The sequence below is a fragment of the Candidatus Schekmanbacteria bacterium genome (genome assembly GCA_003695725.1).
GTDB lineage: Bacteria > Schekmanbacteria > GWA2-38-11 > GWA2-38-11 > J061 > J061.
This window is the reverse complement of record RFHX01000104.1, coordinates 1-12293: the sequence shown is the minus strand read 5'-3', so window position 1 is coordinate 12293 and position 12293 is coordinate 1. Positions and strand designations below refer to the sequence as shown.

13 protein-coding genes are annotated in these 12293 nt (G+C 39.7%); all 13 read left to right on the top strand.

The genetic code is table 11. The features are described from left to right. The coding region (locus D6734_04320; GenBank protein RMF96147.1) for a hypothetical protein at nt 1-464 on the top strand (464 nt) is incomplete at its 5' end. Continuing rightward, a complete protein-coding gene (locus D6734_04315) occupies nt 461-1447 on the top strand; it encodes an NAD(P)H-quinone oxidoreductase (protein RMF96146.1) in 987 nt (328 codons plus the stop codon). The genes D6734_04320 and D6734_04315, both read left to right, overlap by 4 nt. 508 nt (nt 1448-1955) lie before the next feature. Then, nucleotides 1956-2348, top strand: a complete 393-nt coding sequence (locus tag D6734_04310; protein ID RMF96145.1) for an NADH-quinone oxidoreductase subunit A — start codon at nt 1956-1958, stop codon at nt 2346-2348. Beyond that, nucleotides 2339-2836, top strand: a complete 498-nt coding sequence (locus D6734_04305) for an NADH-quinone oxidoreductase subunit B (protein RMF96144.1) — start codon at nt 2339-2341, stop codon at nt 2834-2836. The genes D6734_04310 and D6734_04305 overlap by 10 nt, the downstream gene beginning before the upstream one ends. Continuing rightward, complete coding sequence (locus tag D6734_04300; GenBank protein RMF96143.1) at nt 2826-3290, top strand: NADH-quinone oxidoreductase subunit C; 465 nt, start codon at nt 2826-2828, stop codon at nt 3288-3290. Before D6734_04305 ends, D6734_04300 begins: the two co-directional genes overlap by 11 nt. After that, nucleotides 3283-4413, top strand: a complete 1131-nt coding sequence (locus D6734_04295) for an NADH-quinone oxidoreductase subunit D (GenBank protein ID RMF96142.1) — start codon at nt 3283-3285, stop codon at nt 4411-4413. Before D6734_04300 ends, D6734_04295 begins: the two co-directional genes overlap by 8 nt. Then, entirely contained in the window at nt 4410-5576 is a 1167-nt protein-coding gene (gene nuoH, locus D6734_04290; protein ID RMF96141.1) for an NADH-quinone oxidoreductase subunit NuoH, read from the top strand. Before D6734_04295 ends, nuoH begins: the two co-directional genes overlap by 4 nt. A 24-nt stretch (nt 5577-5600) precedes the next feature. Next, nucleotides 5601-6131: an NADH-quinone oxidoreductase subunit I gene (locus tag D6734_04285; protein ID RMF96140.1), complete on the top strand. Its 531-nt coding sequence runs from the start codon at nt 5601-5603 to the stop codon at nt 6129-6131. Beyond that, the gene (locus tag D6734_04280) at nt 6128-6652 is read left to right on the top strand and encodes an NADH-quinone oxidoreductase subunit J (protein ID RMF96139.1); all 525 of its coding nucleotides are present in this window, start codon (nt 6128-6130) and stop codon (nt 6650-6652) included. The genes D6734_04285 and D6734_04280 overlap by 4 nt, the downstream gene beginning before the upstream one ends. An 11-nt stretch (nt 6653-6663) precedes the next feature. Beyond that, nucleotides 6664-6966 (top strand): NADH-quinone oxidoreductase subunit NuoK, encoded by a 303-nt coding sequence (nuoK, locus tag D6734_04275; GenBank protein ID RMF96138.1) that lies wholly within the window; start codon nt 6664-6666, stop codon nt 6964-6966. A gap of 9 nt (nt 6967-6975) precedes the next feature. Further along, entirely contained in the window at nt 6976-9033 is a 2058-nt protein-coding gene (locus tag D6734_04270) for an NADH-quinone oxidoreductase subunit L (protein RMF96137.1), read from the top strand. Nucleotides 9034-9058: 25 nt separating this feature from the next. Continuing rightward, nucleotides 9059-10732 (top strand): NADH-quinone oxidoreductase subunit M, encoded by a 1674-nt coding sequence (locus tag D6734_04265; GenBank protein RMF96136.1) that lies wholly within the window; start codon nt 9059-9061, stop codon nt 10730-10732. A gap of 40 nt (nt 10733-10772) precedes the next feature. After that, nucleotides 10773-12266, top strand: coding sequence for an NADH-quinone oxidoreductase subunit N (locus tag D6734_04260; protein RMF96135.1), 1494 nt, complete (start codon nt 10773-10775; stop codon nt 12264-12266). The last annotated feature ends 27 nt before the right edge of the window (nt 12267-12293 follow it).

Here is a 12293-nt window from a genome sequence, read left to right as displayed (position 1 = left end):
CCTGTCTTCCCGAAAGGGAGCCGCTTGCGCCTTTGAATCCGCCTGAAAGGATTGCCGGGCTGGAATTGAAAGATTCTATCTTAGGCAGGCCTGCATTGAGAGAATTGTATCGGCTTCATGGGAAAAGCGTAGAATTGAAGAATGGCTATGTTGCACAATATTCAAATGGCAGGGACGATGCAACAATATACTATTCTGAAACACAGAATGAAGAGAAGGCGAAAGAGCTTATAGAGAGAATGGTCAAAAAAATTTCTGAGGGCAATCGATTCTTTACTGGATTGAGAGAAGTGAAAAAAGATAATCAATCTCTTTATTGGGTGGTTGGAATGGGACAGGAGCATTATTTTTTCAGGAATGGCAAAAGAATTATATGGATAGCCGCAGATAGGGATGTCATTGAAAATGTCTTGTCTGAGTATTTATCTTTTTTATTGAAAGAAGTGAGGATAGCTGAGAAGTGAAGTGCGCGGTTATAAAAAAATTTGGTAAGGAGATTGAAAATCTCGTAATCGAAGAAAGGGAAGGGCTAAAAGCAGAGGAGTGCAATGTAAAAGTCAAGATTGCGGCAACTGCCTTGAACCGCGCAGACCTTCTTCAGCGCAGAGGACTTTATCCTGCACCAAAAGATACGGTGCAGGATATCCCGGGCTTGGAATTTTCAGGAGTCGTTGATGAAGTTGGTGAAGATGTAACTTTATGGAAGGGAGGGGAAAGAGTTTTTGGTATTGCGTCAGGAGGGACTTATGCAGAAGAGATTGTAATCAACGAAAAACTGCTTATGGAAATTCCAGATTCACTTGATTTAGTTGAAGCGGCGGCAGTACCCGAAGCATTTATAACAGCCCATGATGCGTTGAGGACGCAGGGAAATATGAGTGAAGGCGATATTGTGCTTATCCATTCTGCTGCAGGCGGAGTTGGAAGCGCTGCAATCCAGATTGTAAATCTTTTTTCTGCAACTGCAATTGGCACTGTGGGAAGTAAAGAAAAGATAGACAAAATAAAAGAATACGCCGATTTTTATGCAATAAATTATAAGGAATCAGATTTTCAGGAACTTATTGAATCTAAATTCGGGAAAAGTTCTGTTGCAGTAATCCTTGATACAGTTGGCGCTCCATATTGGCAAAAGAATCTCTCATTGTTGAAAAAAAAGGGGAGACTGATTGTTGTTGGTGTTATGGGAGGTGTAAAGGCAGAGACGAATCTTTCTCTCATTTTAAGCAAACGACTGCATATCATAGGCACGGTGTTGCGCTCACGCCCATTGGAAGAAAAAATAGATGCAGTGCAGAAATTTTCAAAGGAAGTTTTGCCACATTTTAATGAGGGGAAACTTAAGCCAGTCATTGATTCTATTTATCCTTTTGAAAAATTATATGAAGCAACTCGAAGAATGGAGAATAATGAAAATTCAGGTAAGATTATTCTTGCATTTGGATGAATATGTTCTTGTTGAATGACTGCTGATGGCAGGAAGATATGAATTAAACGAAAACGGAATGAGAGCTGCCGCTCTGAACTTTTCTTATGAAACTCCTTTTTTTAATAGATATTACAAGAAAGATCTGTTCATACCATTCAAAAAAAATGGCTAGGAATCAACAAATTAGGTCTCATTTAAGCTTGACCGAATAATCCGCAATTGCTCACACCTTCATAAGAGCTTGCAAGATATTGGGCAATCTACACGAATGGAGGAATTCTTGTCGGTTTTAAAAGGTCTTACAAAATGAATGAAGATTTGGAAAAAGTCCTATTCTAAGCGTTGAGATGCATACTATTCTGATATAATTAAAACTATTATAATTTATTAGTTTTCAAAATTATCATATTGACCAGCAATAACAGTATATCACTATCCCTTTTTTTATCTTGATTATTTTAAGGGGATATGCTATTTCACGCCCGTTTATTTTCGTGATGATGTGAATTTTTGAGCTGGGTGAACGATGGACTTCTTTTCAAATTTTAACGAATACCGCGCAATCAGCGAGTATATCCCGATTTTGCTTCTACTTCTTGGGGCGCTTGTTTTTGCAGTTGGGACACTCGTTGTAGCGCTATTGGTGCGTCCAAACAATCCTGACGATGAGAAACTCAGCACTTATGAATGTGGAATTGAACCGGCCACAAAAGACGCAAGAGGCGCATATAATGTGAGATATTTTTTAATTGCTGTGCTTTTCATAATTTTCGATGTTGAAACAATTTTTCTTTTTCCGTGGGCAGTAGTTTATAAACGCATTGCGCTGTTTGGATTTATAGAGATGATGCTCTTTATTTTTATACTGCTTGTGGGATATTTTTACGCATGGAGAAAAGGAGCTCTTGAATGGGTTTAATAGAAAACAGATTTGGTCCCAATGTTTTGATAACATCTGTTGATTATGTCTTCAATTGGGCAAGAAAGTCAGCGCTATGGGGAATGACTTTTGGGCTTGCCTGCTGTGCAATTGAAATGATGGCAACAGGAGCGGCACGATATGATTTTTTTGAAAGGTCTGGAATGTTGTTTAGGGCTTCTCCAAGACAATCTGATATGATGATAATAGCTGGGACTGTAACCAAAAAGATGGCGCCTGTAATAAAAAAACTTTATGACCAGATGCCTGACCCAAAATGGGTTGTTTCGATGGGTGCTTGCGCAAATACAGGTGGAATTTTCCCAACCTATAATGTTGTTCAGGGTGTTGATAAAATAATCCCTGTGGATGTTTATATACCCGGTTGTCCGCCCCGTCCCGAAGCGCTTTGCCATGGTTTGATGAAATTGCAGGAAAAGATTGAGACGATGACTATTGCAAGGAGAAAAGAAGCGGATGGACAATGATGGGATTGCCAAACGGCTCGCTGAGAAATTTGGCGACGCAATAGAAAGCGCGCCTGCGCACAGAGACCTTGAAAGCGAGCTGACATTTATAGTTAAAACGAACAAGATTGTTGAGGTTTGTGATTATCTAAAAAAGGAAGAAAAATTTAATTTCCTTTCAGACCTCTGTGGTGTTCATTACCCTGACCGCGATAAAAAATTTGAAGTAGTCTATCATCTTTTTTCAATTGAAAGGAAAAAGAGAGTGCGCCTAAAAGTGCGCTTGGGTATGGGAGAGAGCGTCCCTTCTGTAACAGGCGTGTGGGCTACGGCAGATTGGCATGAAAGAGAATGCTATGATATGTTGGGAATCAATTTTACAGGACATCCAAACCTTAAAAGAATACTTTTAACAGATGATTTTCAGGGGCATCCATTGAGGAAGGATTTCCCATACAGGAGCGAAGATGCCTGAAAAAATAAAAAACAGCGAGAGCGAAGATTTCAAGACTGAAGAAATTATAGTAAATATGGGTCCTCAGCATCCCAGCACCCACGGTGTGTTGCGGCTCATATTAACTCTCGACGGCGAAGTCGTGAAAGACTGCGAGGTTGTTATCGGCTATCTTCATCGCGGTGTAGAAAAACTTTGTGAACAAAGGGATTACAGACAGAATATTGTATATACCGACCGCTTGGATTATGTTGCCTCTATGAGCAACAATCTTGCCTATGTGCTTGCCGTTGAGAAGCTATTGGGCGTAGAAATCCCTGAGAGAGCAGAATATATCCGTGTAATTTGCGCAGAGCTTCAGAGGATTGCAAGCCATCTGCTTTGGCTTGGCACTCATGCAATGGATATAGGTGCTGTTACAGTTTTCCTCTACTGTTTTAGAGAGAGGGAAGATATTTTAGATTTATTTGAAATGCTGAGCGGCGCCCGTCTTACATACAATTATATTCATATTGGCGGAGTTGCGGCAGATTTGCCTGATGGATTCGTAGAAAAGGCAAAAAAATTTCTTGATACCTTCCCGGCGCATATTGATGAATATGAACAGCTTTTGAGCAAGAATAGAATGTGGCTCGACCGCACAGTTGATATAGGTGTTATCTCAGGAGAAGACGCAATCGATTTGGGATTGAGCGGACCAAGTTTGAGGGGCTCGGGAGTGAAATGGGATGTGCGAAAAGCTGAACCATATTCGATCTACGATAGATTTGATTTCAAGGTTCCCATAGGTTCAAAAGGCGATACATATGACAGATATATCGTGCGGCTTGAAGAGATGAGACAGAGCGTCAAGATTGTCAAAGATGCACTTTCGCAGATTCCTGATGGTGAGATAATGGCAAAGGTGCCAAGAATAATAAAACCTCCTGAGGGAGAAGTTTACCGCTCCATTGAGGCGCCAAAAGGCGAGCTTGGATTTTACATCGTAAGCGACGGCTCGGATAAGCCTTACAGAGTCAAGATAAGGCCTCCTTCATTTGTAAATCTTGAATCCTTCAAGAAAATGGTGCAGGGGCATCTTGTAGCTGATGTCATAGCCATAATAGGGACATTGGATATAGTACTTGGAGAAGTGGACAGATGATTTATTCATTTTTGAGAGATATAGTGGTTGCTCTTATAAAGATTGTTGTGGTTATGGGTGTCTGCGCTTTGGCAGTGGCATACACTGCATACCTCGAAAGGAAGGTGTGTGCATGGATTCAGTCTCGCCTTGGTCCTATGCGTGTGGGATATCACGGAATACTTCAGCCCATAGCAGATGGATTAAAACTTTTTATCAAAGAGGATATTATTCCAAGCAAAGCGGACAAGATTCTTTTTTATCTTTGTCCTGTCATCTGTCTTGTCCCTGCTTTTACTGTGCTTGCAGTAATACCGTGGAGTCCATCATTCTATATCACCGATATAAACATTGGCCTTCTTTTTATTTTTGCTGTCTCATCTCTTGGGGTATTTGGGCTAGTAATGGCAGGATGGGCATCAAACAGCAAATATCCATTGATTGGAGGATTACGCTCGGCAGCGCAGATGGTAAGCTATGAAGTTTCCATTGGGTTGTCAGTGATTGGTGTGCTTATATTTGCAGAATCTCTTTCGATGGTTGAGATAATCGAAAAACAGGCAGAATCTGGCATTTGGTTTATTCTTGTCCAGCCTCTTGGTTTTTTCCTTTATATAGTATGCGCCCTTGCTGAAACAAACAGACTGCCCTTCGATTTGCCTGAAGCCGAAACCGAGCTTGTTGCAGGTTATCAGACAGAATACAGCGCAATGAAGTTTGCTTTCTTCTATTTAGCAGAATATTTGAATATGATTGTTGTTTCTGCAATAGGTGCTACATTGTTTTTAGGTGGATGGGGAAGCCCTCTTGCTTTCCTTCATATTGAAATTCCCGGAAGCGGAATGATGAAAGCATTTCTTGAAGGGCTTATTCCTGCCGTCTGGTTTTGTTTGAAAGTGTTGTTTATTCTCTTCCTCTTTATTTGGATTAGATGGACATTCCCAAGATATCGTTATGACCAATTGATGCAGATTGGGTGGAAGATTCTCCTTCCGCTCTCTCTCATAAATATTGGTTTTGCAGGAATTGAGTACTTTTTCTACGAAAAACTTGCATGGTATATCTTCTATCCCATTGTGTGGGGCGGGACTGCGCTGATAATTATTATCTCCTTTAAATTTATAAAGAGCTTTGAAAATTTCTGTGTTTCAAAAAGAAGAAGCGATTATGAAACTGCAACCTAATGATAAGCAGGAGTTTTAGTTGATATGGATGATTATTATGTAGTACCGCGGGACAATGCTCAAAGAAAAGAGGAGGTGTGGTATGACTTCCTTCAAGATTTGCGCGCTGGGATGGCGGTGACACTCAAATATATGTTTAAACGGAAGGTTACAATGCAGTATCCCTATGAAAAATCTACCAAAGATTGGGAAATTCCTGAGCGGTGGAGGGGACTGCATGGTTATGTGCTTAAGGAAGACGGCTCGATAAAGTGCATAGGTTGCGGATTGTGTGCAAGAGTCTGTCCTGACGGTTGTATTACAATTGAGACAGAAGGGAAGGGGAAGGATAAAAAAATCAAGGAGTTTACAGTTGACCTGTCGAGATGTTCGTTTTGTGGTCTATGTTTTAGGTCTTGCCCTGTAGATGCCATTTTACCCACTGAAGAATATGAAATTTCCTGCTACAAGAGGGAAGATATGGTTTATCCAATAAACAAACTTATTCAGAATTGGACGAGAAGTAAAAAGAGCAAAATCGTAAAGAGCGAAAAGAAGGAGGATGAAAAAAATTGATTGAATCTCTTACAGTAACATCTGCGGCAAATTATGCTATATTCCTGCTTCTTGCCCTCATAACTTTGGTTTCGGCAATAATGGTTATTACTCGCGAGGAGATAGTCCACTGCGCTTTGTATTTGGTGCTTACCTTTTTTTCAGTTGCAGGGCTTTACATTCAATTGAAGGCTCAGTTTCTTGCTGCAGTACAGGTCTTGGTATATGCAGGCGGTATAATGGTTTTATATCTTTTCGTTATTCTATTGGTAAATAAAAGGGTAAGTGAAACGCCGCAACCTCAGACTGCGTTTAAGTTTCTTGCAGCAATTATTGGCATAACATTGTTTCTTGAATTCATTTACATATTTATTGGGGCAGGAAAGAAGATAGCGTCATTGATATCAGGCACACTCTTTGATGGCACCGTTGAGAATTTAGGCGTTATGCTTTATACGAAATATATTTTCCAATTTGAACTTATTTCAATTGTCCTTCTTGCAGCAATGGTGGGGGCAATTGTGTTAAGCAGAAAGTCATAGGAGATTTTAGAATGATTCCATTGTCTTGGTATCTTTTGCTCAGTGCAGGGCTTTTTGTTATTGGAGCAATTGGCGTTATTACGAGGAAAAATGCCTTGGTTATACTAATGTCCATTGAGCTTATGTTGAATTCTGCTGGAATCAACTTTATTGCATTTTCAAGCTATTTACGGGATGTGACTGGACAGATTTTTGTCGTAATGATTATCGCCGTAGCGGCATCTGAAGCCGCTATCGGGCTTGCTATTATAATTTCAATGTTTAGAAACAAGGGCAGTGTAAGTTTTGATGATTATCAATCGCTGAAGGGATAAAAGAAAACTATGGAATTGCTTTGTTATATTCCCCTGTTGTTTGCTGTTGGTTTTATAATCAACGGTGCAGTCGGATTGTTTTCCGAGAAATATAGAAGCAGTGAAAATATAATCCACACTGTTGCCTGCGGTGTTGCTATTATTTCATCTGCAATTGCTCTTTATGTACTTGCAGACTTCATATTTTTAAATCATCCGGAAAATGGAATTTTTGAACAAATAATCTATCAATGGATTCCTGCAGGAAACTTTTCAGTTGAGATAGGATTTCAGCTCGATGCCCTTTCTGCAGTAATGCTTTTTGTAGTTACCTTTGTTGGAATGCTTATTCATATCTATTCAACAGGATATATGCATGGTGAATCCGGCTATTACCGCTTCTTTGCCTATCTCAACCTATTTATGTTTTCAATGCTTCTGCTTGTCCTTGGGAACAGCTTCCTTTTGATGTTTGTAGGTTGGGAAGGAGTCGGACTTTGCTCATATCTTCTTATTGGATTTTATATCAAAAAGAAATCAGCAGGGGATGCAGGCAAAAAAGCTTTTGTCGTAAACAGGATTGGAGATTTTGGTTTTATTCTCGGTATCTTCTGCATCTATTCAGTTTTTGGAACTCTCGATTTTACTTCTGTATTTTCAGCAGTTGCTGAAAAGGAAGAGGTGCTGATGCATATGACTCCTCTGGGCATAACTGTCGTTACTGCAATTACTTTAGCCCTTTTTGTTGGAGCAACAGGAAAATCAGCACAGATACCGCTTTATGTTTGGCTTCCCGATGCAATGGAAGGACCGACTCCTGTAAGCGCTCTTATTCATGCCGCTACGATGGTTACAGCAGGAATATATATGGTTGCGCGATGTCATCCTCTCTATGACCTTGCTCCCATTAGTTTGACAGTTGTTGCAACGGTTGGTGCACTAACGGCAATCTTTGCCGCATCGATTGGCCTTGTGCAAAATGATATTAAAAAAGTGCTTGCATATTCTACAGTAAGTCAGCTTGGATATATGTTTTTGGGTTGCGGCGTTGGAGCTTATGAGGCAGGAATTTTTCATTTAATGACTCATGCCTTTTTTAAAGCCTGTCTCTTTCTTGGCTCGGGAAGTGTAATCCATGCAATGGGTGGAGAGCAGGATATGAGAAAAATGGGTGCACTAAAAGAGCATATGCCTCGAACCTATTGGACCTTTCTTTTTGCAACATTAGCCATTGCAGGAATTCCTCCCTTTGCAGGGTTTTTCAGCAAAGATGAAATCCTTTTCAAAACATTTACAGCAGAAAATCCTGTTTTAGGCAATTTCAAATATTTTCTCTGGTTCCTTGGAGCGGCTGCTGCTTTTATGACGGCATTCTATATGTTTCGACTTGTCAATATGACCTTTAAAGGAGAGTCGAGAGTGCCTGAGGAGACGGCGCATCATCTTCATGAATCGCCTCTAAACATAACATTTCCCTTGATGGTGCTTGGAATTTTATCATTGGTTGGCGGATTCGTGGGTATTCCAATTATCGAGGGAGGCAACAAATTTCACGAGTTTTTAAGCCCTGTTTTCAGCATTGCAGAACATAGTGAAGGCGCAGTGCATGAAGGAGCACACAGCATAGGGCTTGAGATTACATTGATGGTAGTTTCTGTTGCCATCGCCGTTGCAGGAATGATGCTTGCCAATTATATGTATCTCAAAAATAAAGAGCTTCCAAAGAAATTGGCTGAAAAATATAAGCAAATGTATAGAGTCCTTTTGAATAAATACTATGTCGATGAATTTTATGAAGCAGTGTTCGTGAATGGAGTGAAAAAGCTTTCACGCTTCTTCTGGCGTTTTGACGCTTCGAAGATTGACGGCTTGGTGAATTTTTCGAGCGATTTTACAGTAGGTGCAAGCCATATATCCAACTTTTGGGATGCCTATGTGGTTGATGGAATGGTCAATGGTGTGGCTAAAATGGTCAAGTTTTTCTCCAGAGAAGGGAGAAAGATACAGAGCGGTTTATTGAATAGTTATGCTGCTATAATGCTTGCCGGAGTGTTTCTGCTCGTGAGCATATTAATTGTAATGATGTAAAAATAAGAAAGCGGAGGATAAATGAATGGATTTAAATTATTCATCATATCTGGCTGACGCATATTCATATGTCAACCAGATAGGATTCCCAATACTTACCTATGTAATTTTTATGCCTCTTTTGGGAGCGATTATTTTGATGTTTTTCCCAAAGGAGAAGATTAACAGCATTAAGATTTTTGCAAACTTCGTAGCCATTGCAGATATGCTTCTTTCCTTTATGCTTCTTCAGAAATTCGATGCATCAACTTACAAGATGCAGTTTGTTGAGAAATTTTCATGGATTGAAGTAAAGTCTATTAATCTGACTATTTTCTATTTTCTCGGAATCGACGGCATTAGTCTTCTTCTTTTCCTGCTGACAACGATACTTGGCGCAATTGCAATCCTTTCTTCATGGTCTGCTATTACTGAAAGGGTTAAGGAGTATTATGTCTTTATGCTTCTGCTTCAGACAGGAATGCTTGGAGTTTTTGCAGCCCTTGATTTTTTCCTCTTTTATGTCTTCTGGGAAGTTATGCTTGTCCCAATGTATTTCTTGATTGGCGTATGGGGAGGCGGTCCCAAGAAACTTTATTCTGCAATAAAGTTTTTCCTCTATACTTTGTTTGGCAGTCTTTTTATGCTTCTTGGTATTCTTGCTCTATTTTTCCATTATAATGCAACTCATCCGGGTGTTTATACATTCGACCTTATGAGACTTCTGAACGATAATCTGCCATATAGCTGGCAGTGGTGGCTCTTTTTGGCATTCTTTCTTGGCTTTGCAATCAAGGTGCCTATGTTTCCATTCCATACATGGCTGCCCGACGCACATGTCGATGCACCTACAGCAGGCAGTGTAATTCTTGCAGGTGTCCTTTTGAAAATGGGGACATACGGCTTTCTGCGTTTTAGTATGCCGCTGTTTCCGGATGCAACAAGAGACTTCGTCCCCTTTATTGCAGTTTTGTCTGTAATAGGAATAATCTACGGGGCAATGGTTGCTCTTGTCCAAAAGGATATGAAGAAGCTCGTTGCGTATTCAAGTGTCAGCCATCTGGGATTTTGTATGATAGGGCTTTTTGCATTGACTTCACAGGGCATACTTGGAAGTGTGCTTCAAATGATAAATCATGGTGTAAGCACAGGAGGCCTCTTTCTTATAGTCGGCTTGATTTATGAAAGGCGGCATACAAGGGAAATTGCAGAATATGGAGGGCTGTCAAGCAAAGTCCCGATTTATTCTGCGTTGACGCTAATAATTTTCCTTTCGTCTATGGGACTTCCCGGGATGAATGGTTTTATTGGGGAATTCTTGATTCTACTTGGCGTATTCAATTCAAATTTTCTTGGCTGGATATGGGCGGCATTTTCCTGCACAGGAATTATTTTGGGCGCCGCATATCTGCTTTGGCTTTATCAAAGAGTTTTCTTTGGAAAATTGTGGAATCCAAAAAATTTCAATCTGAAAGATTTGAATATAAGGGAAATCGCAACATTGGCTCCAATTGTGCTTTTCATCTTTTGGATTGGTCTTTATCCAAAACCTTTTTTGAGGATTATGGAAAAACCTGTCGAGCATCTTGTAATGCGAATTGCTCCTGAAAATATCAAATCAGAAAATACATTGGAAACGAAAGTTGAAGGGAAGGTAATTACTGCAAGTATTTCAACTGCAGAAGCCAAAGAAATTTCGGAAAAAGGAATAGAAGAGTAAGCAAACAATTATGGAGAATTTTTCTTGAGGATTTAGATTAATGGATATATCTGCTTTTATACCTGAAATTGATTTGATTTACCCGGAGGTGTTTCTTGCTCTCTGGTCTTTCTTCCTCCTTTGCGCCGGGATTTTTCTCTCCAAGAAAGATTATAATGTAATCTCTGTAACAACGCTGATTGGGTTGGTGGCAACAGCAATAATACTAGTGCTGAATTTTAATAATTATGGCACCACCTTTTCAGATGCCTTTATTGCTGATGGCTTTTCCAATTTTTTTAAAGTGTTGTTTATTATTGCGGGAATTTTGACAGTTTTGATGTCAGGCAAATATAATGCAATCGAAGGCATTGTCAAAGGCGAGTATTATGTTTTGATTTGTTTTTCCATACTCGGGATGTTCATAATTTCAAGCGGTAACGACTTGATGGTAATATATATTGGAATTGAATTGATGGCATTGTCCATTTATGCATTGGTTGGATTTAAAAAGAGAGATATAAGGTCGAATGAAGCGGCATTGAAATATTTTGTTTTAGGCGCTTTTTCTTCGGGAATTCTCTTGTATGGAATATCTCTTCTCTATGGCGAAACATCATCAACAAATATTTTGGAAGTTCAGACAGCTCTTCTTCAAAATGGTTTTTCAAGATTGAGTATTCTTGGAATTGTGCTCATAATTGTCGGACTTGCCTTTAAGATTGCCGCAGTGCCCTTTCATCTGTGGTGTCCCGATGCATATGATGGTGCGCCTACGGCAATAACTGCCTTTATGTCTGTTGCCCCAAAAGCAGCAGGATTTGCCGCTTTCCTCAGAATTTTTACTATTGCTGTAATTCCTGCAAAAGACAAATGGTTTATTTTGTTGTGGCTGCTTTCTGCATTTACAATGATTATAGGGAATGTCCTTGCCGTGGCACAGGATAATGTAAAACGGCTTCTTGCATATTCAAGCATTGCTCATGCCGGCTATGCATTGATGGGAATTGTTGCCGCTGGAAAGCTTGTGCAGGTAGCAGATGGACGAGTAATATTTTCTGAAGAAGGCCGTCTGGCAGTTTATGCAGTCTTGTTCTATATGCTTGCATATACCTTTATGAATTTGGGCGCCTTTACTGTTGTAATCTTTCTTAGAAACAATTCGCTGAGAGGAGATAGAATTGCAGATTTCTCAGGCCTTGCCAGGATAAAACCTTTTTATGCGGCCGCAATGGGAATTTTCCTTCTTTCCCTGATGGGAATACCTCCAATGGCAGGCTTTGTAGGTAAGTTTTATATTTTTGGTGCCGCAATAAAGGCGAAATTATATTATCTCGCTGTTATAGGAATTCTTACTAGCGCTGTGTCAGTTTACTATTATTTTAAAATTATAAAGGCAATGTATATAGACAAGCCTTCTGAAAGATTTTCTCTTTTAGTTTCCAAGCCATTAGCTCTTGTCCTTGTTGTTTCAATGATAATGACTTTGTTGATTGGTCTTTATCCCGGTCCATTTTTAAATCTTGCCCGCGAATCATTTTTTATTTTTATGTAACATTATATCTGTAAAAAAAAGCTAATT

What these genes read in the sequence shown, in the direction of transcription:
- D6734_04265 (RMF96136.1), top strand. Translation starts at nt 9,059, where the DNA reads ATGGATTTAAATTATTCATCATATCTGGCTGACGCATATTCATATGTC.
- nuoH (RMF96141.1), top strand. Translation starts at nt 4,410, where the DNA reads ATGATTTATTCATTTTTGAGAGATATAGTGGTTGCTCTTATAAAGATT.
- D6734_04285 (RMF96140.1), top strand. Translation starts at nt 5,601, where the DNA reads ATGGATGATTATTATGTAGTACCGCGGGACAATGCTCAAAGAAAAGAG.
- D6734_04260 (RMF96135.1), top strand. Translation starts at nt 10,773, where the DNA reads ATGGATATATCTGCTTTTATACCTGAAATTGATTTGATTTACCCGGAG.
- D6734_04300 (RMF96143.1), top strand. Translation starts at nt 2,826, where the DNA reads ATGGACAATGATGGGATTGCCAAACGGCTCGCTGAGAAATTTGGCGAC.
- nuoK (RMF96138.1), top strand. Translation starts at nt 6,664, where the DNA reads ATGATTCCATTGTCTTGGTATCTTTTGCTCAGTGCAGGGCTTTTTGTT.
- D6734_04270 (RMF96137.1), top strand. Translation starts at nt 6,976, where the DNA reads ATGGAATTGCTTTGTTATATTCCCCTGTTGTTTGCTGTTGGTTTTATA.
- D6734_04305 (RMF96144.1), top strand. Translation starts at nt 2,339, where the DNA reads ATGGGTTTAATAGAAAACAGATTTGGTCCCAATGTTTTGATAACATCT.
- D6734_04295 (RMF96142.1), top strand. Translation starts at nt 3,283, where the DNA reads ATGCCTGAAAAAATAAAAAACAGCGAGAGCGAAGATTTCAAGACTGAA.
- D6734_04310 (RMF96145.1), top strand. Translation starts at nt 1,956, where the DNA reads ATGGACTTCTTTTCAAATTTTAACGAATACCGCGCAATCAGCGAGTAT.